Origin of the sequence: Zobellella endophytica (assembly GCF_003012775.1) — a bacterium.
Classification (GTDB): Bacteria; Pseudomonadota; Gammaproteobacteria; order Enterobacterales; family Aeromonadaceae; genus Oceanimonas; species Oceanimonas endophytica.
Genome location: NZ_PXYG01000002.1, coordinates 794,440 through 818,111, shown reverse-complemented (window position 1 = coordinate 818,111; position 23,672 = coordinate 794,440). Strand labels below are relative to the sequence as shown.

Below are 23,672 nucleotides of genomic sequence, written 5' to 3'. Positions count from 1 at the left end.
CCGGCGCTACTGGATGCTGGAAGCCAGCTCGAAGATGGGGATATACATCAGGATCACGATGATGCCGATCAGCAGGCCGATAAAGGTCATCAGCAGCGGCTCGAACAGGCGGACGAACCATTCGAGCCAGCGGCTGACATCGTCGTCGTAGAAGTCCGCCGTGCGCTCCATCATCTCTCCCAGGTTGCCCGACCTTTCTCCCGCCCGCAGCATGCGCAGCGACACCGGCGTGGTCAGCCGGTTGGCTTCGAGGGCGGTGGACAGGGCCTGCCCCTCCCGGATCTGACCGCCGGCCTGCTCGAGCCGTCCGCGGGCGGCGGCGCCCAGCAGGCCGCGGACCATCTTCAGGGCGGTGAGGATGGGGATGCCGCCCTGCAGCAGGATGCCGAGCGAACGATAGAAGCGCGCCAGCTCGTAGATGGCCAGGCGCCGGCGCAGCGCCGGAATCCGCTCGAACTGGCGCAACAGCCCCTGGCGGACCCGCTCCTGGCGCAGCAGCATAGCCGTACCCGCGACCACCAGCACCAAGCCACCGAAGAGCGGAGCTTGGTGCTGGTCGAGGAAGAGCCCGGCCTTCAGCAGCATCAGCGACAGCCAGGGCAGGTTGGATCCCAGCCCTTCGAACACCAAGCTGAAGCGGGGCACCACATAGCCGATCAGGAACAACAGCACGCTGCAGCCGACCAGGAACAGCAGCAGGGGATAGAGGGAAGCCCCGATGATCTTCTGGCGCACCTCGTCCATCCGGCTGCGGTAGGCCACATAACGCTCCAGCGCTTCGCCGACGGTACCGGTCTTCTCGCTGGACTGGACCAGGGCCACGTACAGCGGCGGAAACCGGTCGGGAAACTGCCCCAGCGCCTGGGAGAGCGACTTGCCTTCATAAAGCAGGCGCACCAGCCCGATCAGGGTGGTGCGGGCGAGCGGCTCGGACTCCTTCTCGGCCAGGCTTTCGAGGGCATCGATCAGGGCCAGTCCGGCCCGGAGCAGGGTCGCCAGCTCCTGGCTGAACAACAGCAGCGGAAATGGCTCGCGCCGCTGCCAGCGAGCGAGGACCCAGAGGTGCTGGGGCCGTACCGCCAGCACCCGCAATCCCTGGCCTTCGGCCAGCAGCCGGGCGTCGGTCGCGGACGGCGCATCCAGCTGCAGGGAAACGATGCCGACGGGTTTGCCGACGCCTTTGACATGAAAACGCATCCTGTCTGCCTCCGCTATTGCCAACTGGTGATTTCCGCACTCTCTCCGTCACCGCCGGGCTGGCCATCCTTGCCCAGCGACAGCAGGTCGTAATCGCCGTATTCTCCCGGCGAGCGGTAGACGTAGTCCCGTCCCCAAGGGTCCTGCGGCACCTGCTTCTGCAGGTAGGGCCCCCCCCACTTGGGCTCGTCATTCGGCGCCAGCATCAGGGCATTCAGGCCCTGCTCCGTGGTGGGGTAGCGGCCCACCTCGAGCCGGTAGAGGTCCAGCGCCTTGGCCAGGCCTTCGATCTGCGCCCGCGCCACCTTCACCTCGGAACGCCCGAGCTGGGTGAAGTACTTGGGCGCGACGATGCCGGCCAGCAGCCCGAGTACCACCAGTACTACCAGCAGTTCGAGCAGGGTAAAGCCCCGGTCGGGCCGGCGGCGCCCGGGCATTCCGTCATTCGGTTTCATGTCTCACCTCCCTGTGCCATGACCCGTGGATAAACAATGCAAGAACCATGCAAGTCTGTGGCGGTGCAGTATCCGTCCGTTGCCCGGCAAAATGCCGCTATATTTCATACAGGTCTCGGACAGGGTGCCGCGGCCCGCCGGGGTGAACCGGGGGAACGGCATGGTCCTTGCCTGTTGCAGCGACGGGGCCGGAACAGGAGGTGAGCGCCGGCCCGTTTTCCAGGCCCTAGGGAGTATCAAGGATGAAATCGACTACCCTGTTATGGCTGTGCACCGTGCTGGCGACATCGGCCCGGGCCGATGTGTATATGGAGATAGCCGAGGACGGCAGCATCACCCTGACCAACATCTACCCCGCGGGTCGCAACCATGTGCTGCTGCTGCGCGAACCGCCACCCCCGCCGCGCGCCAGCGCCCCGTCGGCCCCGGGCAAGCGACCTTACGCCGAGATCATTGCCGACGCGGCGCAGGAGCATGAACTGCCGGAAACCCTGTTGCATGCGGTGATCCACGCCGAGTCCAACTACAATCCCACCGCGCTTTCCCCCAAGGGCGCCGCCGGCCTGATGCAACTGATGCCGGACACGGCGAAGGCGCTGGGGGTGGCCGATGTGTGGGAGCCGACGGCTAACATTCGCGGCGGCGCCCGCTACCTGAAGCAACTGATGGGGATGTTCGACAACGATCTGTCCCTGGCCCTGGCGGCCTACAATGCAGGACCCGGTGCCGTCCGACGCCGGGGTGACACCATACCGCCCTTTCCCGAGACCCGCCGCTACGTGTCCCGGGTGATCGATCACTACCAGCGGTTGCGGGACAGGCCCCGCTGAGTCGTCCCCATCACTGGGGCTATAGCCCCAGATCCGGGGGGAATGGGGCATATCGCCCGCCCCGGTTCTGGGATGACTCTGAGTATGGCCTCATTTGGATTTTTCTATTGCCTCCTGCCGTTGGGGGATCCCCGATGCCGGAGGCATCCTCCCCACCGGCGGATCCTTGCCAGTATTATCGTATGAAATGAAAGATGTACGTCTGTGGCACAAAGTCTGCTTCGGCCTGCCTGACGCGGGGATACCCCGCGGGCAACGACCAGCGGAATGCGGGGTGTGGCTTCTGTCCATGACAAAACAGGATCAGTCTCGGTGCCAAGAAGATCCTGCCCGCATTCTGGCGAACTGGTTTGGTTGCCGGTTGATTGGTGTATTCCTCCTGGATCGGGCGGTTCGGACCATGGATTATCGGAAAGAGCTGTCTGGATGTGTTCAGTGAAACCATAGAGCATGCTGGCAAGCCTCGATGAGGTTAGCGCAGGGAGGAATGCGTTGCCTGTCAGGAGCGGGTCGCCAAGGAAAGGAGGCAGACCATGAAACTCTGCATCAGCGTCGTGCTGAGCCTGGGGCTGTGCGTCAGCCCGCAGGCCCATCACGGGCACCAGACTCCCCCGCTGGGGGCCGAGCCGGTCCGGGAGAGCCTCGCAGCCACCGAGGCCTACGATGCCCGGAAATACTTCACCGATAATCGCCTGCTGACCCAGGATGGCACCGAGGTCCGTTTCTACAGCGATCTGCTGCAGGACAAGGTGGTGGTGCTGAACGTGGTATATACCCGCTGTACCGATGTCTGCCCGCTGATCACTCGCAAGCTGAAGGCGGTGCGGGAGCTCCTGGGGGAAGGGCTTGCGGCCCGGATACGGTTTATCTCCCTCAGCAGCGACCCTGCACACGACAGTCCCGCTGTGCTCAAGGCTTTTGCGCGCCGGCATGAGGCGGACGATCCGCACTGGACCTTTCTCACCGGCGAAGAAGCACGGATGACGCAGGTGCTGGCGCGGCTCGACCATCTGGAACCCAGTCCGGAAAACCACTCGACGTTGCTGCTCGTGGGCGACGTGGGCAACCGGCGCTGGAGCAAGATCCGCCCGGACGCTTCGGTCGAGGCCATCGCCCAGCGCCTGCAGCTGTTGTCCATGCCGGCTCCGGAATGAGGCTGCTCGCCGCAGGCGGCGTCCACCGTTGAGTTGTGGCCTTATCCCTCTGGGCCTGTCCCGTGTGGTCAGGGGGGAGACCGCTTATGACCGGGTGACGGGCCGGATCCCCCAATAGTGGGGGCCATCCGTACTACACTGATAGAAAGCGTCCCCGCTATTGGGGAATGGGCCGGAAGGACGAAATTTATTTTCTATTAATTCAATGGATTATGTTTTTTCGCCAAGGATGATAGCTGGCATGGATCCTGCCTGACTCCTGTTGAAGCAGGGAGCCCGCCCAAGACGGGTCAATCCGGTCAGGCGATGCAACAGGAGCGTTTCCTTTGGCAAACCAGGTACTGATTGTCGAAGACGAAGACATTTTCGCCCAGAATCTCAGGCTCTATCTGGAGCACAGGGGACTGCAGGTGCGGGTAGCCGGTGACGGCGCCGGGGCCATCGGGCTGGTGGGGGCCGGCTTTGTCCCCGATCTGGTCGTGCTTGATTTCTGCCTGCCGGACATGGACGGGTTTCAGCTGTTCGATATCCTCAGCCGGGAGCGGGATTACCGCTGGCTGCTGATGACGGCCCATTCCACCGGCGAGGTATATGACGAGGCCATGCGCAGGGGCATTAGCCATATGATGTTCAAGCCCTTTCCCCTGCGTGAACTGGCCCGGGCGGTGTCCGTGCTGCTGGAGCGAGCGGTCGGGGAGGGCGAGGGGCCGGTACTGGCCGAGCGCAGGCATCGGCGGGGGGGGGCGCACTTTCCGCTGCAGATGTACGACGGGACCTGGGTCTTCGCGGAACGCCGCCGGCCCGAGGTGATCACCGGAATGACCGCCTGCGGTGCCGAGGCCCAACCGATCCGGGAGCGCGAACACAAATAACCGGAGTCGATCGGAAATGCTGTGGTGCCGTGACCATAAGGATGTGGGAGAGGATCCATGGAAACCGTATTTCTGGCTGCCGGGCGCGAGCCCCAGCCCGCCGGCGCGCAGGACGAGCCGGATCTGTTGAAGTCCCTGTTGCGCGGCGCGCGGCAGCGGGCCGTCGAGCGGGACAGTCGGGTGCTGGCGGAACTGGAATCCGCCTCCGGGCTTGAACCGGAGCCTTTCGTCCGTCGGCTGGGCGCCCTGCTGCATTATCCGGTACTGGACGACGAGCACCTCTTCGCCAGCCCGCCCTGCTTCGAACGTCTTCCCCTGACCCAGTCCATCAAACGTGAATTCGTGATGATCCTGTTCGAGCGGCAGCGGGTCGGGGTGTTTGCCGATCCCTTCGAGCCGGACCGCCTGGCCTGGATCGACGAATGCCTGGACGGGGCGCCGCTCTACCTGGTGCACCGGGACGCGCTGGCCGCCTACCTGACCCACCAGGAGGAGGCCTTCCACGCGGTCGAGTCCCTTAATGCCGGAGCCGGGCAGGAAGCCGACGGCGAGGTCTCGGTGGAGAGCCTGTCGCTGACCAGTATCAGCGAGGATCCCAGCGTGGTGATCAAGCTGGTCAACTCCACTCTCTACGATGCCCTGAAGATGCACGCCAGCGACATTCACCTGGGCATGACCGGCCAGGGACTGGTGATCAAATACCGGATTGACGGGGTGCTCAACGGTATCAGCCGGGTCCATGGCAAGGAGATCGCCGAGCAGGTGATTTCCAGGATCAAGGTGATGGCCGAGCTGGATATCGGCGAGAAAAGGGTGCCCCAGGACGGCCGCTTCAAGATTGCGGTCAAGGGGCGCCAGATCGATTTCCGGGTGTCGATCATGCCGAGTATCTTCGGCGAGGACGCGGTGCTGCGGGTATTGGACAAGCAGGATCTGGCCGATCACATCCACGGCGTGCGGCTGGACGGCCTGGGATTCGAGCAGGATATCCTGCTCAGCCTGCGCCGGCTGGCGGCGGAGCCCTACGGCATGGTGCTGGTGACCGGCCCCACCGGCAGCGGCAAGACCACGACCCTCTACGCCATGCTCACCGAGATCAACCACGGCGTGGACAAGATCATCACCATCGAGGACCCGGTGGAATACCAGTTGCCCGGGGTGTTGCAGATCCCGGTCAACGAGAAGAAGGGGCTGACCTTTGCCCGTGGCCTGCGCTCCATACTGCGGCACGATCCGGACAAGATCATGGTGGGGGAGATCCGGGATCCGGAAACCGCCCAGATAGCGGTGCAGTCGGCGCTCACCGGCCACCTGGTGTTCACCACCATCCACGCCAACAACGTGTTCGACGTGATCGGGCGCTTTATCCAGATGGAGGTGGATCCTTATAGTTTTGTGTCGGCGCTCAACGCGGTGCTGGCCCAGCGGCTGATCCGCCTGGTCTGCGCGCACTGCACCACCCCGGCAATGCCCGCGGTCGACGAACTGCATGCCTCGGGGCTGGATCCGGCCAGGGTTGGGGACTATCGCTTCGTGCGGGGCGCCGGCTGCATGCACTGCCGGGGCACCGGCTACAAGGGGCGCACCGCCATCGCCGAGCTGCTGCGGCTGGACGACGAGCTGCGCCAGCTGATCATCGATCGCCGCCCCATCGCCGAGCTCAAGGAACTGGCCTGCCGGCGGGGGCTGCGTCTGCTGCGCGGCTCGGCACTGGCGCTGGTGCGCGAGGGTCGGACCACCCTGGAGGAAATCAACCGTGTCACTTTTGTCGGCTGAACACTATATCGCCGTGCTCGGCGGCGGCGCGGTCGGCCTGTGCCGCCGCCGGCGGGACGGCCTGATCTGGCTGGGACGGCTCGATACCGGGGCCGAGCCGGGGGACTGGCCGGCGGCGAGCGCGGCCCTGGCCCGGCTGCTGGCCGAGCAGGTGCCCGGACGGGCCCGGCTCAGCGTCGTGCTGTCCGCCCACTTCACCCGCTACTGTCTGGTGCCCTGGAGCGCCGAGATCCGCACCCCCGGTGAACTGGAGACCTTCGGGCGCCTCTGCATCGAGGAGCTTTACGGGCAGCCGGCGGCGGGCTGGAGCCTGCGGCTTTCGCCCGACATCGCCGGCCACCCCCGGCTGGCGGCGGCGATGCCGGCGGCCCTGCTGGAGCGCTTGCGGCAGGCGGCCGAAGCGGCGGGCATCCGGCTGCTCTCGGTACAGCCTTACCTGATGTCGGTGGTGAACCGCTTCTGCGGCAGCCTGTCCGGCAACGATTTCCTGTTTATCCTCGCCGAGCCCGGGCGCAGCACCCTGTTGCGGGCGAGAAACGGGCACTGGACCGGGGTGGGCTCGCTCGGGGCAGAAGACTCGGATCCGGCGCTGGGGGCGCTGATCGAGCGGGAGCTGACCCTGGAGGAGCTGGACGGTGCTGCTGCCGACGAGCTCTACCTGCATGCGCCGGGACGGGCGGGCGAACGTCCCCGCCCGACCTGCGCCCGGCAGCCCCGGCTGCTCGAACTGCCCCGCCCCCAGGTGGGGGGGGATCCCCTGTACACCATGGCCCAGACGGTGAACTGAGATGAACAGACTGGAGCTCGACTTTCAATCCCGCCGCCCGGCCAGCCCGCTGGGCTGGGTCCTGCTGCTGCTGGGCCTGCTCTGCGCCGGCGTCGTCTTGCTGGTGCAGTGGCAACTGGCGGAGGCGACGGCGGGACAGCGGCAGGCGCTGGCCGAGGCCCGGCAGGGCTTGCCGGACGAGGGCACGGGCTCGGTCGGCGGCACCGGCCAGGATGCGGCCCTGCTGGAGATGCAGCGGGTCTCCGCCCAGCTCAACCGGCCTTGGGACGGCCTCTTCGGCTTGCTTGAAGGCCTGCAGCGGGAGCAGATCGCCTTGTTGTCACTGACTCCCGACGCCCGCCAGCGGCAGTTGAGGATCAGCGCCGAGGCACGGGATCTGCCGGCCATGCTGGCATTCCACCGGGAGCTGGAGCAGAGCGGCCCCTTGAGCGACGTGTCCCTGCTCAGCCACGAGATACTACCGACGGCGGAGCGGCCGATCCGCTTCAATCTGCTGGCGACCTGGGAGGTGGCCGATGCGCGTCCCTGAACTGATCCTGCGGGAACGACTGCAGCGCCTGGGCCGGCCCGGGCTGCTGGGCGGCGTGCTGCTGCTGCTGGCCCTCGGTTACACCGGCTTCGGGCTGCTGCCGGCCTGGCGGGTCCTGGCGCAGCTGGAGCAGAACACCCATCAGGCTCTGGTGCTGCGGGAGCGGCTGGCGGACGGGCGGGAATTCCTGCCCCCGGCGCCGGGGCGGCAACTGGACGATTTTCACCAGGGGCTGCCGGCCCAGTTGGACGCCACCCGGGCCATCGATCACATCTACCTGCTGGCGGAGAACGAGCGCATTTCCCTGGCGCGGGGGGAATATGCCCTCGGCATCGATCCCCGCACCCGGCTGGCCCGCTACCAGATCCTGCTACCGGTGCGCGGCAGCTATCCCCAGTTGCGGCGTTTCCTGCACGGGGTGCTGGCGGAGGTGCCGGCCCTGGTACTGGAGGAGGTGGATCTCCAGCGGCGGCAAATATCCGACACCGAACTCGAGGGTCGAATCCGAATGACTCTATACTTATCGAGGTTGTGATGAATAAACGCAGGATGCTCAACTGGTTGGCCTTCCTCGGCGCGGCCGGGGTCATCGCCCTGATCCCCGAATTGCTGTTCACCGAGGTCGACGGGGAGGCGAGGCCCGTCGCGCGGGATGAAGGGCCACGGCAGCAACAAGGCCAGTTGGCGACCTTGCGTTCGGAACAGGAGCCGACGATGATAACGAATGTCAACGAGAACCGGACCGGGGACGAGGTCGCCGTCGCCGGATTTCCTCGGGCGGATCTGTTCGCCGCCCACAGCTGGCACCGGCCGGCACCGGTTCCGATGGCGGAGCCTGCCCCGACGGTGGCGCCCCGGCCGGCACCGTCGGCTCCGTCCCTGCCGCTGCGCTTTATCGGCCGGCTGGACGACAGCAGGGGCACCCAGCTGTTCCTGCAATGGGACGAACGCATCCACCTGGTCCGGGTCGGCGACGTGATCGAGGGTACCTATCGCCTCGAACGGCTCGACCGGGATCGGCTCACCCTGATCTACCTGCCCCTGCGCCAATCCCAGTCACTGGCGGTAGGGAGTCCTTTATGATGACCCTGGTTGCTTCTTTCGGGTACTGGCCAGCCCTGGTGCTGGTGGTGTTGCTGACGGCCGGCTGTGCCGGACGCCTGGTGCAGGACGAGGGCCTGGCGCTGATCGAGATGGGCAACTACGAAGCAGGGCTGGCCCGGCTGGAACAGGTGGCGCAGGCGGAACCGCGCAACACCTCGCTGCAGATCGCCCTGGCGACCCAGCGGGCGCGGGTGATGGCCACGCTGCTGAGCCAGGCCGAACGGGCCCGCAACGCGGGAGACTTCGCCACCGCGCGGCTCGCTTACGAGCGGGTGCTGGGACTGGATCCGGAAAACGCCAGGGCCGAAGAGGGCGTTCGCCGGCTCGAGCAGAGGCGCGCCATCGACGACATGATCCGCTACGGCCAGACCGCCCTGCGCCGGGGGGACGTGACCGGGGCGGAGCAGCAGGTGCGCGCCGTCTTCACGCTGGATCCCCGCCACGAGGGTGCCCGCCAGCTGCAGCGCAGCATCGAGGCCATTCAGGCCCGGGCCCGCAGTCCCTATCCGCAGCTGCGTTCTCGGCTGGAACGGCCGGTAACCCTGGAATTCCGGGACGCCAACCTGAGCGCCATCTTCGAGGTGCTGTCCCGTACCGCGGGCATCAACTTCATCTTCGATAAGGACATGAGTCCGGATCTGCGGGCTTCGATCTTCGTGCGCCAGGTGCGGATCGAGGATGCCATCGATCTGCTGCTGCAGCAGAACCAGCTGCGGCAGAAGGTGGTCAACGACAACACCATACTGGTCTACCCGGATTCGCCCCAGAAACTGCAGGAATACCAGGAACTGGTGATGCGCACCTTCTACCTGGTCAACATCGACGCCAACAGCGCGCTGAACATGGTCAAGACCATGCTCAAGACCCGGGACGTCTTTATCGACGAACGGCTCAATTCCCTGACCATGCGCGACACCGCCGATGCGGTGCGCATGGCCGAGATGCTGCTGCTGGCCCAGGATCAGGCCAATCCGGAGGTGATACTGGAGGTGGAAGTGATGGAAGTGGCGCGCCAGCGCATCCTGGATCTCGGCCTGCAGTGGCCCAACACCTTCGGGGTGATCAACGAGGATGGCTTGCCGGTGTCCATCCTCAACCAGCTGCGCGGCATCGACGGCGGCCGGATCAGCATCTCTCCCTCGCCCCAGCTCAGGATCAATGCCCAGGACAACGACATCAACACCCTGGCCAGCCCGGTGATCCGGGTCAGCAACAAGGAACTGGCCCGGATCCATATCGGCCAGCGGGTGCCCATCGTCAGCGCCACCTCGGTGCCCTCGACTCAGGGACCGGTGATCACCGAGAGCATCACTTACCTGGACGTGGGCCTGAAGCTGGAGGTGGAGCCGACCATCCACCTGAATGACGAGGTGGGCATCAAGGTCTCGCTCGAGGTGAGCAATGCCACCCCGCTGGAGCCTACCCGGCAGGGCACCATACCGGTGCAGGTCGATACCCGCAATGCGACGACTACATTGCGTTTGCGGGACGGCGAGACCCAGATCCTGGCCGGGCTGATGCGCAACGATCACGGTTTTACCGGCAACCGGATCCCCGGTTTGGGGGACATTCCCGGCCTGGGCCGGCTGTTCGGCAGCAACAGGGATACGGTCGGCAAGTCCGAGCTGGTGCTGTCCATTACCCCGCGCATCGTGCGCAACCTGCCGTACCGCAGCCCCGGTGACATGGAATTCACCACCGGTACCGAGAACGAGTTGCAGGTGGAAACGGTGGTGCTGCCGGCGCCGAGTGTCGTGGTGCCCGCATCCTGAAAAGTGGATAAGGAGGCAAAGGAGGTGAAACGCAAACAGGGGTTTTCGCTGATCGAACTGGTGGTGACCGTCGCCATCGTCGCCCTGCTGGCCAGCATGGCGGTGCCGGTAACCGAGACCGTGATCCGGCGGAGCCAGGAGCAGGATCTGAAAAAGGCGCTCTACCAGATCCGCGATGCCATCGATGCCTACAAGCAGGCGGCCGATGCGGGACATATCGATACGCCGGCCGAGGGATCCGGCTATCCTCCTTCCCTGCGGGTGCTGGTGGAGGGGGCGCGGGATCTGCGCGATATCGAAGGCGACAAGATCTATTTTTTACGTCGCATCCCCCGGGATCCCTTCGCCGATCCGGCACTGGCAGCGGAAGAACAGTGGGGGCTGAGGGCCTATGACAGCCCGGCGGAGGAGCCCCGGGCCGGGGAGGACGTGTTCGACGTCTATTCCCTGGCCCGTGGTTCCGGGCTCAACGGAATTGCCTACAGGGAGTGGTGATGCCATGAAAAGGGGAAAGGGATTTACCCTGATCGAACTGCTGGTGGTGATGGCGATTATCGCCATCCTGCTGACCATAGCCGGACCGCGTTATTTCTCCAGTCTGGAGGGGGCCAAGGAAACCACGCTGCGCCAGAGCCTGGCGGTGATGCGTGAGGCGCTCGATCAGTACTACGGCGATACCGGCCGCTATCCGGAGTCCATCGAGGCGCTGGTGGAGCAGCGCTACCTGCGCCAGCTGCCCCGGGATCCGCTGCTCGACAGCAGCGAGCACTGGGTGCTGCTGCCGCCCCCGGAGGGGGCCGGCGTCTACGATGTAAAGAGCGGGGCTCCCGGGCTGGCCCGGGACGGGAGCCGGTATGGGGACTGGTAGGGTCCCGGGGCAGGGGGGCTTCACCTACCTTGGGGTGTTGTTCCTGATCGTGCTGATGGGCCTGGGCCTGGCCGGCACCGGGCAGCTGTGGTCGCTGGCCAGCCAGCGCGCCAAGGAGCGCGAGCTGCTGTGGGTGGGCAACCAGTACGCCCAGGCGTTGCGCAGCTATTATCGCAGCTCGCCGGGCGTGTCCCTCTATCCCTCACGGCTGGAAGAATTGCTCGAGGATCCCCGCTTTCCCCAGGTGCGCCGCCACCTGCGCCGGCTCTATCCGGATCCCGTTACCGGCAACCTCGACTGGGGGCTGGTCCGCTCCATCGACGGCCGCATCGCCGGGGTGTACAGCCGTTCGACGCAGCGACCGCTGAAACAGGCCCGGTTCCCGTCCCAATGGGCGGAATTCGAGCAGATGGGCAGTTATGCGGACTGGCGGTTCGTGGCGGACAAGTCTTTCCTGCTTGAAGCCGGGGGCAGTAGTGACATCGCTCGTTAGCGCAATTTCCAGCAGGCGTTATTACGGCCACAAGATGTCGGTTCTTATGTTCTCTGCCGTCAATATTTTGGGGGCGTGGGCGTTTTACATCCTCATATATTGGCCGAGGAAACCGGCCGGAGAATGATGGTACTCTTGGAGATGTTGCACCGTGCCTGACGCCCCTTCACTGCAACCGGGAGCCCCATGAGCTCAGCCAAACACCGATTTCGCCGCCTGTTTTCCGGCCTTTCCGACAACCTGTTGCCCCTGGTGCTGCTGGGGGTGGCGACCGGCCTGGCTGCCAGCCTGGTGATGATCTGCTTCCTGGTGCTGCTCAACGGCCTGCTGGGGGTGTGGAACGGCGCGTCGCTGGAAGACTTCGAGTCGCTGCCCCGGGGCTGGCAGCTCGGCCTGCCCGTGGCCGGCAGCCTGCTGTTGATCCTGCTGTACCGGCTGACACCGGCCTCGGCCCAGGCGGTCGGCCTGGCCTATGTGCTGGAGCGGTTGCAGTTCGGCCAGGGGCGGCTGCCGGCGGCCAATATCGGGTTCCAGTTCCTGGCCGCGCTGATCGCCCTGGGATCGGGGCACAGCGTCGGCCGCGAGGGGCCGGCGGTGCACCTGGGCGCGGGCATCGCCAGCCAACTGGGCCAGTATGTCCACCGGCCGCCGAGCCAGCTGCGGCTGCTGGTGGGTTGCGGCACCGCCGCGGCCATTTCGGCGGCCTTCAATACCCCGCTGGCGGGGGTGCTGTTCGCCATGGAAGTGGTGCTGATGGAATACAGCCTGCTCGGATTCGCCCCCATCATCGCCGCCGCCGTCACCGCCTCGGCGGTCAGCGGCCTGCTGCTGGGGGCTGAGCCGATATTGCTGCCGGTTACCCTGTCGCTGGCCTCGTACCGGGATATTCCCGGCCTGCTGCTGACCGGTGTCGGCATCGGCCTGACTGCGGTGCTGTTCCACCGGCTGGTGCGGCTCTTCCTGCGGCTGCCGCTGCCGAGCCGGGACGGGCGCCTGCTGCTGGCCGGCCTGCTCGCCGGCACCCTGGCCCTGGCGGCGCCGCAGATCCTTGGCTCGGGCTACGACACCATCAACGTTATTCTGGGCGAGGGGTTGCCCTGGCCGGTGCTGCTGCTGATCCTGGCGGCCAAGCTGCTGGCCACCGCCGCCGCCATCGGCCTGGGGGTGCCGGGTGGGCAGATAGCCCCGACCCTGATGCTCGGCGTCTGTGCCGGCGGCATCGCCGGGGCCCTGGTGCCGGGCACCTCGGATCCCGGCCTCTATGCGCTGCTGGGCATGGCGGCCATGATGGGAGCCGTGCTGCACGCGCCCCTGGCGGCGTTGGCGACGGTACTGGAGCTGTCGCTCAGTGCCGAGGCCATGTTGCCGGCGATGATAGTGGTACTCGGGGCCAACCTGGTGTGCCAGCACGGTTTTCGCCAGCCGTCCCTGGTGATCACCCTGCTCAGGGCCCGGGGGCGGGTGCTGCAGACCCATCCGCTGCGCACCGGGCTGGCCCAGCGCTATCTGTCCGAGCTGGCCGGATTCCGCTTTGCCGAGTTTGACGCGGATGGCAGCGGGGCCCTGGCCGAGGTGCTGCACGGCGGGCCCGAGCAGGTGGTGGTGCGGCTGGGCGGGGAATCCTACCTGGTCGGCGGTGATCGACTGGCGGCACTGCTACAGGAACACGCGGAGGCGGAGCCGCGCGAGCGGGCGCTACGGCGGCTGCTGTTGCCGCGGCGGCGGCTGGTCGAGCTGACCGGAGATGCTTCCCTGCTGACCGCCATCAAGTCCCTGCAGCAGGAAGAAGGTGCCGGCTTCCTGCTGCCGGTCGGTCGGCAGGGGCTGGGGCTGGTGACCCGCGCCCAGCTGGTGGAGGTGCTGACCGGGGAGGGTGGGCTGCACTGAACTCAGGGCGCGAGCGTCGCCAGCGCCTGGCGGGCCCGGGATTGCCAGGGGCCGGGCAGGGCGGCGGCGCGGCGCAGGCTGGCGGCGACCTCGGGATGGCCGAGCGCCGCCTGGGTCAGCCCCAGGTTGAGCCAGGCCACGGCCAGGTCCGGCTGGAGCCGGGTCGCCTGGCGGAACGCCTCGGCCGCCCCCGCCGGATCTCCCGCTCCGTGGTGGCCGTTGCCGAGGGCAAACCAGCCCATGGCCGACGCCGGCCAGCGGGCCACCAGCGCCTGCCAGGCGGGCAGGGCGGCCTCGGCGCCGGCCAGCCGTTCGAAGGCGGCGATGCTCTCGGTGGCACGCGCCGGGCTGATGGCGGCGGGCAGCTCGCCGGGAGGCAGGGCCACCATGGCCCAACGCCCGCTGCGGGCCCAGGTGGCGTCGAAGCGGGCAAAGCTCACCGGCATCCGGGCCTGTTCGCCGCTGTGCAGTATCAATTGCCGGCGCGCCCGGTCGTAGCCGATGACCACCGCGTAATGCCACAGCGGGAATGCCGGTAGCGACAGGTTCTGCAGCACCACCACCGGATGGCCGGCGGCGATTTCGCTCAGCAGCCCCTCGAAACCGCCCTCCAGGGTATAGCCGATGCGCTGGTGGCGACGGGCCGTGGCCAGCATTTCCGGCTGCACGCTGCCCTCGCGTCCGGGCAGGAACAGCTGGGGGATCAGTTCATCGACACCGGTATCGATGCCGCCGGCATTCAGCACCATGGCCAGCGATGCCGGCCCGCACTGGTAGTCGCGCTGGCCGTGGAAGGGGACCCCGGTGACGTAGGCGCGGGCCGGCAACCGCGCGTTGGCGTCGTCCGACAAGGGGGGCGTGGCGGCACAGCCGCTCAGCAGCAGTAACAGCAACAGGCCCGCCAGGTGGGCCTGTTGCTGCAGGCGGTGCCGGGCCATGTCAGCGGGTGAAGGGGAAGACGTTGGTCAGGCCCAGCAGGTCGGTGACCAGCAGGATGATGAACACGGTGAGCAGGGCGCCGACCACCGCATTGGCCCCGGCTGGCATGTTGTCGAGCTGCTCCGCCATCTGGCGTACTTCCTGATCGGACAGGGCGGCGACCCGGGCTTCCACTTCGGCCGGCGCCACGCCGAAGCCGGCCAGTTGCGCCCGCACCTCGGTCCGGGTCAGCAGCTCGCCGATCCGTGCCCGATCGGCGTTCACCTGCTCCGTGGCCAGCACCTGCTGGGTGGATACCAGCGCCACCGGCTGAGCCTGTACCGCCAGGGGTATCGACCCCATAACCAGGGACAGTATCAGCAGGGGATTCAGCACTCGACAGATTCGTTGCATCATTATTATTCTCCTTGAAGTATGTTACACGAGATACGGGCCCACTCGGGGCAGGAGCAGGGATCTCATGCCTGCGTTCCATGTCGGGCCTTCTCGGTAGCAGTATAGTCATTCGGACGGTCAGGATTCTCATGGATACAAAGTTAAAAGCAAGGGCGGCGGCGAGGGCCGGGACCGGCCTGCGCCGGGCCCGGTGGCCCGGTGGCCGCGGCCGGCCTGGGCAGCGCGCCGTCGGGGGCGGCTCGGGGCAGGTACGGCATTGCGACAGCTATGGACATGAGGCCGGGGTACCTCGGCCTCCAGGGGAGGCTTGGCCTTGTCACTAGCAGGGGGCGACATGGCCGCCACCGGCGGTGGACTGCCGCTCCGGCTGGAGGGGCTGGCGGTGGGCGAGCTGGCGCCGGTGTCGCTGACGGTGGCGGCGGGAGAGATCCTGTGCCTGTCGGGCCCCTCCGGCTCGGGGAAGAGCCGGTTGTTGCGGGCCATCGCCGATCTGGATGAACACCGGGGTCGCGTCTGGCTGGGCGAGCAGGACAGGGCCGGGGTTCCGGCCCATCGCTGGCGGCGCCGGGTGATGCTGGTGCCCGCCGACAGCCAGTGGTGGGGCGAGCGGGTGGCGGATCACCTGGGCCAGGGGCTCGATGGCCAGGGCGAGGCGCTGGGCTTTCCGGCCGGGGTGGAGGACTGGTCGGTGGCCCGGCTGTCGTCCGGTGAAAAGCAGCGGCTGGCGCTGTTGCGCGCCTGGTCGCACCAGCCCGGGGCCCTGCTGCTCGACGAACCCACCGCCAACCTGGATCCGGCGCTGACCGGGCGGGTGGAAGCCTGGCTGTGCCGCTGGATCCGGCAGGCGTGCCTGCCGGCGCTGTGGATCAGTCACGATCCCGGACAGATCGCCCGGGTGGCGGATCGCCATGGTCGCCTCCGCGATCGGCAGCTGGAGCTGAGCCATGGGGGTGATTGAGCTGAACTGGTGGCAGTTGGGGCTGGCTGCGGTCATGGTGCTGGCGCTGGCCGGCTGTACCGCCGCCGGCCGGCTCGGGGTCGGCCGCAGCCTGCTGGTGGCCGCCTTGCGCACCGTGCTGCAGCTGGCGCTGATCGGCCTGGTGCTGGAGGCGCTGTTCGCCACCACCGCCCTGCACTGGGTGGTGCTGATGGCGACGGCCATGCTGTTGATCGCCGGTCGTGAGGTCATGGCCCGGCAGCAGCGCCGGCTGGGCGGCGGCTGGACCTTCGGCATCGGCACCCTGGCCATGTTCCTTTCCTCCTTCGCGGTGACGGTGCTGTCGCTGACGCTGATCATCGGTCCCGAGCCCTGGTATACCCCGCAATACGCCATTCCTCTGCTGGGCATGATGCTCGGCAACACCATGACCGGCGTGGCCATCGGCCTGGATCGGCTGAGCGACGGGGTCTGGCGCCAGCGGGCCCAGATCGAGGGCCGGCTGATGCTGGGCCAGCGTTGGCAGGAGGCGGTGGGCGATCTGCGGCGGGACGCCATGCGCGGCGGTCTGATCCCCACCATCAACGGCATGGCCGCCGCCGGCGTGGTCAGCCTGCCGGGCATGATGACCGGCCAGATCCTGGCGGGCAGCTCGCCGGCGGTGGCGGTGAAATACCAGATCCTGGTGATGTTCGCCATCACCACCGCCACCGGTTTCGGCACCCTGCTGGCGGTGGCCCTGGCCAGCCGCCGGCTGTTCGACGAGCGGGAGCGGCTGCGTCTCGACCGGCTGGTGCCGCCGGGAGGGAACCGATGAGGCGGATGGCCTTGTTGTTGCTGCTGGGCGGGTGGCCGGGTCTGTCGGCGGCGGTGGAGCGGCTGAGGGTCGAGGTGCTGGAGGTGCTGCCGCACGACGCCCGGGCCTTTACCCAGGGCCTGCTGCTGCACGAGGGCCGCTTTTACGAAAGCACCGGGCGCTACGGCCATTCCAGCCTGCGGGAGGTGGATCCGGCCAGCGGCGAGGTGCTGCGCCGGCGGGAGCTGGATCCGGCCTGGTTCGGCGAGGGCCTGGCCCGGGTGGACGATCGGCTGATCCAGCTCACCTGGCGCGAGGGGCTGGCGCTGAGCTACCGGCTGGACGATTTCCGCCTGCTCGGGGTCTACCAGTACGGCGGTGAAGGCTGGGGCCTGTGTTACGACGGCGAATCGCTGTGGATGAGCGACGGCTCGGCCACCCTGTACCGGCGGGATCCGGCGGACTTCTCCCTGCGCGGGCGGGTGACGGTGCGCCTGGACGGCGCGCCGCAGGAGCGGCTCAACGAGCTGGCCTGCGTGGGCGAACATGTCTATGCCAACATCTGGCACGAGCCCCGGCTGGTGCGGATAGACAAGCCCAGCGGCCGGGTCAGCGCCGAGATCGACGCCTCGGCGCTGGTGGCGGCGAGCCGCAGGGGCGACGATCGGGAAGCGGTGCTGAACGGCATCGCCCATGATGCCGCCAGCGGCGACTTTTACCTGACCGGCAAGCTCTGGCCCGAGATGTTCCGGGTGCGTTTTGTGGCCTCGTCGGCGGTGGCGGACTGAGCGGCGGAGGCCCGGCCTTCATCCAGCGAGCGCAGCGCCTTGCTGATGCTGTCCTGGTGCAGCAGTTGTTCCCCGGGGTAGTAATGGCGGGCCAGGGCCAGCAGCCGTTCGGCTTCCTGCCGCCGGTCCAGGTGGTTCAGGGCCAGTACCATGTTGTAGTAAATATTGGATCTGGGGGTATGGCGCACGAACTCTTCGCCCCAGCTCAGGTAGGCCTGCAGCGCCCGGAGATCCCGCTGTTGCGCCCCCACCACCAGCCGCAGCGACATGGCGTTGAATTCCAGCCGGGTCAGCCAGGCCATGGGGTTGCTGGCGGCCAGCAGCCGCTGCGGCTCCCGGTAGCCGCCACGTTCGTACTGGGTCACCACGTAGGCGGTCTGCAGCCCGGTGAGCATGAAGGGCACCACCAGCGCCGGGATCAGCAGGGCGGTGAAGCGGGCCAGCAGCCAGGGCCGGAACGGCCGCCGCTCGGGCGGCGCCAGCCGGCTGTCGGCCCAGTACAGCAGGGTCAGCAGTATGATCCAGTGGGCCAGGGAGTGATAGAGCGGGTACTCGGTCTGGCTGTGCAGGGCGATGGGCCACACCAGTGCCGTCAGCGCCAGCGCCTGGTGCCAGGGGGCCCGGGCCAGCAGGCGCACAAAGGCCAGCGCCGCCAGCAAAATGGCGAACACCGGCAGCAGGCCGCCTTCCACCCCCCAGTAGAGCAGCTCGTTATGGGGGTGATCCAGGTTGGGCTCCATCGGCGGCAAGCCGGAGAGCGCCTCCCGCTGGCCGGCGTAAAAGCGCATGAACTGGTGTTCGAAGTCGCCGTAACCCACCCCCAGCCAGGGGTGCTGGCCGATCAGGGCCAGGCTCTGGGCCCAGTAATGCTTGCGCAATCCGGAGGCGGTGTAGACGTCGAGGCCGCGTTGCACTCCCTCCACCAGCGTCAGGGACCAGAGCCCCAGCGCCACCCCGGCGGCGATCAGCGCGAGGGCCGGCAACAGCCGCCGCCGGCCCTGGTGCCAGGCCAGGGGCAGCAGCAGCAGCAGCCCGACCAGGGCCCCGAGCTGGCCGACCCGGGACTGCCCCACCACCAGCAACAGGGCGGTGGCGATCAGCACCCCGCCCAGCCAGAGCCTTTGCCCCGGCGCCAGGCGCCGCTGCTCCTCCAGCCACAGGTAGCAGGCCAGCACCAAGCCGGTAGCCATCAGGCTGGCCATGACGTTGGGCTGCTGGAAGATGCCGTAGGGCCGGTTGCTCTGGATGTTGTAGCCAATCCAGTTGCCCGGGGTCAGCAGGTAGTACTGCACCAGGCCGAACAGGGCCTCGAGGGTGATGCCGGCCAGCACCAGGTGCAACAGCCGGTAGCGCCGGGCCGGATCGAAGCGGCATTGCAGCAGGGAGAAATAGAACAGCAGGCCGCCGGCCACCCCGGCCAGCCGGGGCAGGGCATGGTCGGCAAAGCGGTTGTTGGGATAGAGCAGCGGCAGCAGCAGCAGCGCGAAGGCCAGCCAGCACCAGAGATGAAAACGGCTGTAGTCGACCGCCTGGTTCAGGGTCATCTGCCACAGGCCCAGGCCGATCAGCAGGGAGACGAAGATCCAGCCCACCATGTTGAACGGCAGGTAGAGGCCGGCGCCGCCGGGGTTGTGCATGAAGAAGTGCATGCCGCCCAGCAACCAGACGGCGAAGCACCAGAACCAGAGGGAAGGCAATGATATCCGGGTCATCCGTGACTCCAACGATAGACTAGCGCCCTTTCAGCATAGGCCGTAAAAAGCGGGCCGTGTGCGAATCGTCGTGCTCCGCCACCTGTTCCGGGGTGCCGGTGACCAGGATGCGGCCGCCGCCGCTGCCGCCCTCGGGGCCCAGATCCACTATCCAGTCGGCGGTCTTGATCACGTCCAGGTTGTGCTCGATGATGACGATGGTATTGCCGTGATCGCGCAACCGGTGCAGCACCTCGAGCAGCAGCTGGATGTCGTGGAAGTGCAGGCCGGTGGTGGGCTCGTCCAGGATATAGAGGGTCTGGCCGGTGTCGCGCTTGGACAGCTCCCGGGCCAGCTTGACCCGCTGGGCCTCGCCGCCGGAGAGGGTGGTGGCCGACTGACCCAGGCGGATGTAGGACAGGCCCACGTCCATCAGGGTCTGCAGCTTGCGGGCGATGGCCGGCACCGGGGCGAAGAAGTCGCAGGCTTCTTCCACCGTCATCTCCAGCACCTCGTGGATGCTCCTGCCCTTGTAGCGGATCTCCAGGGTCTCCCGGTTGTAGCGCTTGCCCTTGCACACGTCGCAGGGCACGTAGACGTCGGGCAGGAAGTGCATCTCCACCTTGATCACCCCGTCGCCCTGGCAGGCCTCGCAGCGGCCGCCCTTGACGTTGAACGAGAAACGGCCCGGCTTGTAGCCCCGGGAGCGGGCCTCCTGGGTGCCGGCGAACAGCTCGCGGATGGGGGTGAAAATGCCGGTGTAGGTGGCCGGGTTGGAGCGCGGGGTGCGGCCGATCGGGCTCTGGTCGATGTCCACCACCTTGTCCAGCCGGTCGAGGCCGTGGATCACCCGGTACGGGGCCGGCTGGCTGACGGTGGCCTTGTTCAGCTCCCGGTGGGCGAGCGGGAACAAGGTATCGTTGATCAGGGTCGACTTGCCCGAGCCGGACACCCCGGTGACGCAGGTCATCAGACCCAGCGGCAGCCTGAGGTCCACCTCCTTCAGGTTGTTGCCGCGGGCGCCCTTGAGCTCCAGCCAGTGCTCCCCCGGCGAGGTACGCCGCTCGGGCACGGCGATTTGCTCCCGTCCCGAGAGGTAGGCGCCGGTGAGCGAGTCCGGGTTGGCCATCACCTCGGCCGGGGTGCCCTGGGCCACGATTTGGCCGCCGTGTACCCCGGCGCCGGGGCCGATGTCCAGCACATAATCGGCGGCGCGGATGGCGTCCTCGTCGTGTTCCACCACGATCACGGTGTTGCCCAGGTCGCGCAGGTGGGTGAGGGTGGACAGCAGCCGTTCGTTGTCCCGCTGGTGCAGGCCGATGCTGGGTTCGTCGAGCACGTACATCACCCCCACCAGGCCGGCGCCGATCTGGCTGGCCAGGCGGATGCGCTGGGCCTCGCCGCCGGACAGGGTCTCGGCGCTGCGCGACAGGCTGAGGTAGTTGAGGCCCACGTTGACCAGGAAGCCCAGCCGCTCGACGATCTCCTTGAAGATCTTGTCGGCGATCTGTGCCTTCTGGCCGGCCAGTTCCATGCGGGTGAAGAAGGCGTGGGCCTCGCCGATGGCCATCTCGGTGACCTGGGGCAGGTTGTGATTGGCCACGAACACGTGCCGCGGCCCTTCCTTCAGTCGGGTGCCCTGGCAGCTGGGGCAGGCGCGGTTGGTCTGGTACTTGGCCAGCTCTTCGCGCACCGAATTGGACTCGGTTTCCCGGTAGCGCCGCTCCATGTTGTGCAGTATGCCTTCGAAGGGGTGCTTGCGCACCAGCACGTCGCCCCTGTCGTTCATGTACTTGAATTCGATGCTGGTGCGACCCGAGCCGTACAGCACCGCCTTCTGGATATCTTTCGGCAACTGCTCGTAGGGTGCCTCCAGATCGAACTGGTAGTGGTCGGCCAGGGACTTGAGCATCTGGTAGTAGTAATAGCTGCGCTTGTCCCAGCCGCGGATGGCGCCGCCGGACAGGCTCAGCTCCGGGTTGCTGATCACCTTGTCCGGGTCGAAGATCTGCTGCACGCCCAGGCCGTCGCAGCTTTCGCAGGCGCCCGCCGGGTTGTTGAAGGAGAAGATGCGCGGCTCCAGTTCGGCGATGGAATAGCCGCACTCGGGGCAGGCGAAGTTGGCGGAGAACACCAGCGGCGTCTCGTCCGGCTCGTCCATCGCCACCACCGAGGCGATACCGCCGGACAGCTCCAGGGCGGTTTCGAAAGATTCCGCCAGCCGCAGCTGCAGATCCTCGCGCACCTTGAAGCGATCCACCACCACTTCGATGCTGTGTTTCTTCTGCAACTCCAGGGCGGGCGGATCCGACAGATCGCACACCTCGCCGTCGATGCGGGCGCGGATGAAGCCTTGGGCCGCCAGGTTGTCGAGCAGCTTGCTGTGCTCGCCCTTGCGGTTGCGCACCACCGGCGCCAGCAGCATCAGCTTCTTGCCCTCGGGTTGTTCCAGCACCTTGTCCACCATCTGGCTGATGGTCTGGGCGGTGAGCGGCAGGGCGTGGCTGGGGCAGCGGGGCTCGCCCACCCGGGCGAACAGCAGCCGCAGGTAGTCGTAGATTTCGGTGATTGTGCCCACGGTGGAGCGCGGGTTGTGGGAGGTGGATTTCTGCTCGATGGAGATCGCCGGCGACAGCCCCTCGATATGGTCCACGTCCGGCTTTTCCATCAGCGAGAGGAACTGGCGGGCGTAGGCGGAGAGAGATTCCACGTAACGGCGCTGGCCCTCGGCATAGAGGGTATCGAAGGCGAGGGAGGACTTGCCCGAGCCGGACAGGCCGGTGATCACGATAAGCTTGTCCCGGGGCAGTTCCAGGCTGATGTTCTTCAGGTTGTGGGTGCGCGCCCCGCGAACTTCGATTTTATCCATCTGCAGCATGACCTTGGTGTAAATTCGACCGGCTAGTATGGCACTGGATGAATAGACAGCCAAGGGGACAATAAGGATTAATCTTGACAGTGCCCCCGTGCTAAACTAGCCGCCTTTTGAGCAAATTGATGGCGGAAGGATATCCATGAGCGACGAGCAAGGCTTCAGCCCTCGCGAGCGGCGGGCCTCGTTTACCCTGGCGGGCATTTTCGGCATGCGGATGCTGGGTTTGTTTATGATCATGCCGGTATTTGCGCTCTACGGCCAGGATCTGATCGGCTTTTCACCGTTGTGGGTGGGCATCGTCATCGGCGCCTACGGCCTGACCCAGGCGCTGCTGCAGATCCCCGCCGGCTGGCTGTCGGACCGCATCGGCCGCAAGCCGGTGATCTACGGCGGCCTGGCGCTGTTTGCCCTGGGCTCGGTGGTGGCGGCGCTGTCCGACTCGGTGTACGGCGTGGTCGCCGGCCGGGTGCTGCAGGGCAGTGGCGCCATCGCTGGCGCCATACTGGCGCTGGCCGCCGACATCACCCGGGAGGAACACCGCACCAAGGCGATGGCCATTATCGGCGTGTGCATCGGCATTTCCTTCGCGGTGGCCATGGTGGCCGGCCCCCTGCTGGCAGCCTGGTTCGGCCTGTCCGGGGTATTCTGGACCACGGCGCTGCTGGCGCTGGCCGGCATGGGGATGGTGCGTTTCCTGCTGCCGGCCTCGGCCAGCAAGGGCCAGATCCGCGACGTGACCGCTGCCCCCGAGCTGTTCGGCCGCTTGCTGAAGGACAAACAGCTGCTGCGTCTCGATGCCGGCATCATGCTGCTGCACCTGACGCTTACCGCCGTGTTCGTGGCCTTTCCGCTCACCCTGCTCGACGCCGGGCTGGCGGCGGATCGGCACTGGTGGCTGTACCTGCCGACCCTGCTGCTGTCGTTCGTGCTGATCGTCCCCTTGCTGATCCTGGGGGCCCGGCGCAACATGAACAAGCTGCTGTTCCAGGTTTCCATCCTGGTGATGATGGTGGCGCTGGTGCTGATGGCGCTGGGCCAGGGTCAGCTGTGGCTGCTGGCCCTGGCCATGCTGCTCTATTTCACCGCCTTCAATTTCATGGAGGCCTCGCTGCCGGCCTTCCTGTCGATGCTGGCGCCGGCGGGGGCCAAGGGCACCGCCATGGGCATCTATTCCACCAGCCAGTTTTTCGGCGCCTTCCTCGGCGGCGTGCTGGGCGGTGCCCTGTTCCAGCAACTGGGTGGTGCCGGGGTCTTTTTACTGGTGGCCATGGCCATGGCATTCTGGTTCTGGTTGGCGGCGGGCATGGCGAATGTCAGCCAGGTGCGGTCTCATATCCTGCCCATTGGTGTTAATATAGAGAGCAAGGATCGGCGGGAGCAGCTGCTGCAGCGGCTGATGGCGTTGCCCGGCGTACATGAAGCCCTGATCATCCCCGAGGAAGGGGCCGCCTATCTGAAGGTGGACGGGAAAATTTTTGAACTGGATCAGGCCCGGCGCCTGATCAATCTGTGAGTACGGAGCGAGT

Annotated in this window: 23 protein-coding genes; 17 read left to right on the top strand and 6 right to left on the bottom strand. The window is 66.9% G+C overall.

The window, feature by feature from the left end:
* Positions 1–6: 6 nt before the first annotated feature.
* On the bottom strand, positions 7–1,197 hold the full coding sequence (locus C7H85_RS09085) for a type II secretion system F family protein (protein ID WP_106729362.1): 1,191 nt from the start codon (positions 1,195–1,197) through the stop codon (positions 7–9).
* Between the two features lie 14 nt (positions 1,198–1,211).
* Positions 1,212–1,652, bottom strand: a complete 441-nt coding sequence (gspG, locus tag C7H85_RS09080; RefSeq protein WP_245879608.1) for a type II secretion system major pseudopilin GspG — start codon at positions 1,650–1,652, stop codon at positions 1,212–1,214.
* A 242-nt stretch (positions 1,653–1,894) separates the two neighbouring features.
* Here gspG and C7H85_RS09075 point away from each other — a divergent pair, with 242 nt between their 5' ends.
* The 13 genes from C7H85_RS09075 (at position 1,895) to C7H85_RS09015 (ending at position 13,724) form a co-directional block, all read left to right on the top strand.
* Positions 1,895–2,482: a lytic transglycosylase domain-containing protein gene (locus C7H85_RS09075; RefSeq protein WP_106729360.1), complete on the top strand. Its 588-nt coding sequence runs from the start codon at positions 1,895–1,897 to the stop codon at positions 2,480–2,482.
* A gap of 533 nt (positions 2,483–3,015) precedes the next feature.
* A complete protein-coding gene (locus tag C7H85_RS09070; protein ID WP_106729359.1) occupies positions 3,016–3,636 on the top strand; it encodes an SCO family protein in 621 nt (206 codons plus the stop codon).
* 326 nt (positions 3,637–3,962) lie between these two features.
* Positions 3,963–4,508, top strand: coding sequence for a response regulator (locus tag C7H85_RS09065; protein ID WP_106729358.1), 546 nt, complete (start codon positions 3,963–3,965; stop codon positions 4,506–4,508).
* Positions 4,509–4,565: 57 nt separating this feature from the next.
* Complete coding sequence (locus C7H85_RS09060; protein WP_106729357.1) at positions 4,566–6,284, top strand: GspE/PulE family protein; 1,719 nt, start codon at positions 4,566–4,568, stop codon at positions 6,282–6,284.
* Entirely contained in the window at positions 6,265–7,071 is an 807-nt protein-coding gene (locus C7H85_RS09055) for a hypothetical protein (RefSeq protein WP_146140435.1), read from the top strand. The genes C7H85_RS09060 and C7H85_RS09055 overlap by 20 nt, the downstream gene beginning before the upstream one ends.
* A gap of 1 nt (position 7,072) precedes the next feature.
* Positions 7,073–7,600 carry a pilus assembly protein gene (locus C7H85_RS09050; RefSeq protein WP_106729355.1) on the top strand — a complete coding sequence of 176 codons (528 nt, stop codon included), beginning with the start codon at positions 7,073–7,075 and terminating at the stop codon, positions 7,598–7,600.
* A complete protein-coding gene (locus C7H85_RS09045; protein WP_106729354.1) occupies positions 7,587–8,135 on the top strand; it encodes a GspMb/PilO family protein in 549 nt (182 codons plus the stop codon). Before C7H85_RS09050 ends, C7H85_RS09045 begins: the two co-directional genes overlap by 14 nt.
* On the top strand, positions 8,135–8,683 hold the full coding sequence (locus C7H85_RS09040) for a hypothetical protein (RefSeq protein ID WP_106729353.1): 549 nt from the start codon (positions 8,135–8,137) through the stop codon (positions 8,681–8,683). The genes C7H85_RS09045 and C7H85_RS09040 overlap by 1 nt, the downstream gene beginning before the upstream one ends.
* The gene (locus tag C7H85_RS09035; RefSeq protein ID WP_106729352.1) at positions 8,680–10,476 is read left to right on the top strand and encodes a secretin N-terminal domain-containing protein; all 1,797 of its coding nucleotides are present in this window, start codon (positions 8,680–8,682) and stop codon (positions 10,474–10,476) included. Before C7H85_RS09040 ends, C7H85_RS09035 begins: the two co-directional genes overlap by 4 nt.
* Before the next feature lie 24 nt (positions 10,477–10,500).
* Positions 10,501–10,971, top strand: a complete 471-nt coding sequence (locus C7H85_RS09030; protein ID WP_106729351.1) for a type II secretion system protein — start codon at positions 10,501–10,503, stop codon at positions 10,969–10,971.
* Positions 10,972–10,975: 4 nt separating this feature from the next.
* A complete protein-coding gene (locus tag C7H85_RS09025; RefSeq protein ID WP_106729350.1) occupies positions 10,976–11,344 on the top strand; it encodes a type II secretion system protein in 369 nt (122 codons plus the stop codon).
* Positions 11,331–11,837, top strand: a complete 507-nt coding sequence (locus tag C7H85_RS09020) for a type II secretion system protein (protein ID WP_106729349.1) — start codon at positions 11,331–11,333, stop codon at positions 11,835–11,837. The genes C7H85_RS09025 and C7H85_RS09020 overlap by 14 nt, the downstream gene beginning before the upstream one ends.
* A 186-nt stretch (positions 11,838–12,023) precedes the next feature.
* The gene (locus C7H85_RS09015) at positions 12,024–13,724 is read left to right on the top strand and encodes a chloride channel protein (RefSeq protein WP_106729348.1); all 1,701 of its coding nucleotides are present in this window, start codon (positions 12,024–12,026) and stop codon (positions 13,722–13,724) included.
* Positions 13,725–13,726: 2 nt separating this feature from the next.
* Here the strand turns inward: C7H85_RS09015 and C7H85_RS09010 are convergent, their stop codons facing one another.
* Together C7H85_RS09010 and C7H85_RS09005 are read right to left on the bottom strand one after the other, a co-directional pair.
* Positions 13,727–14,662, bottom strand: a complete 936-nt coding sequence (locus C7H85_RS09010; RefSeq protein WP_106729347.1) for a PA2778 family cysteine peptidase — start codon at positions 14,660–14,662, stop codon at positions 13,727–13,729.
* Position 14,663: 1 nt separating this feature from the next.
* Positions 14,664–15,059: a PA2779 family protein gene (locus C7H85_RS09005; protein WP_210433601.1), complete on the bottom strand. Its 396-nt coding sequence runs from the start codon at positions 15,057–15,059 to the stop codon at positions 14,664–14,666.
* 313 nt (positions 15,060–15,372) lie between these two features.
* On the opposite strand from C7H85_RS09005, the gene C7H85_RS09000 reads away from it, so the two are divergent.
* From C7H85_RS09000 to C7H85_RS08990, 3 genes are read left to right on the top strand one after another with little or no spacing between them, the layout of a single operon-like run.
* Positions 15,373–16,017, top strand: coding sequence for an ABC transporter ATP-binding protein (locus C7H85_RS09000; RefSeq protein ID WP_245879607.1), 645 nt, complete (start codon positions 15,373–15,375; stop codon positions 16,015–16,017).
* Complete coding sequence (locus C7H85_RS08995; RefSeq protein WP_106729345.1) at positions 16,004–16,813, top strand: ABC transporter permease; 810 nt, start codon at positions 16,004–16,006, stop codon at positions 16,811–16,813. The genes C7H85_RS09000 and C7H85_RS08995 overlap by 14 nt, the downstream gene beginning before the upstream one ends.
* On the top strand, positions 16,810–17,580 hold the full coding sequence (locus tag C7H85_RS08990) for a glutaminyl-peptide cyclotransferase (protein ID WP_106729344.1): 771 nt from the start codon (positions 16,810–16,812) through the stop codon (positions 17,578–17,580). Before C7H85_RS08995 ends, C7H85_RS08990 begins: the two co-directional genes overlap by 4 nt.
* Here C7H85_RS08990 and C7H85_RS08985 read toward each other — a convergent pair.
* A complete protein-coding gene (locus C7H85_RS08985; RefSeq protein ID WP_106729343.1) occupies positions 17,508–19,292 on the bottom strand; it encodes a PglL family O-oligosaccharyltransferase in 1,785 nt (594 codons plus the stop codon). The two genes, C7H85_RS08990 and C7H85_RS08985, sit on opposite strands and share 73 nt — an antisense overlap.
* A gap of 19 nt (positions 19,293–19,311) precedes the next feature.
* Positions 19,312–22,140 (bottom strand): excinuclease ABC subunit UvrA, encoded by a 2,829-nt coding sequence (uvrA, locus tag C7H85_RS08980; protein ID WP_106729416.1) that lies wholly within the window; start codon positions 22,138–22,140, stop codon positions 19,312–19,314.
* A gap of 145 nt (positions 22,141–22,285) precedes the next feature.
* On the opposite strand from uvrA, the gene C7H85_RS08975 reads away from it, so the two are divergent.
* Complete coding sequence (locus C7H85_RS08975; RefSeq protein WP_106729342.1) at positions 22,286–23,659, top strand: MFS transporter; 1,374 nt, start codon at positions 22,286–22,288, stop codon at positions 23,657–23,659.
* The last annotated feature ends 13 nt before the right edge of the window (positions 23,660–23,672 follow it).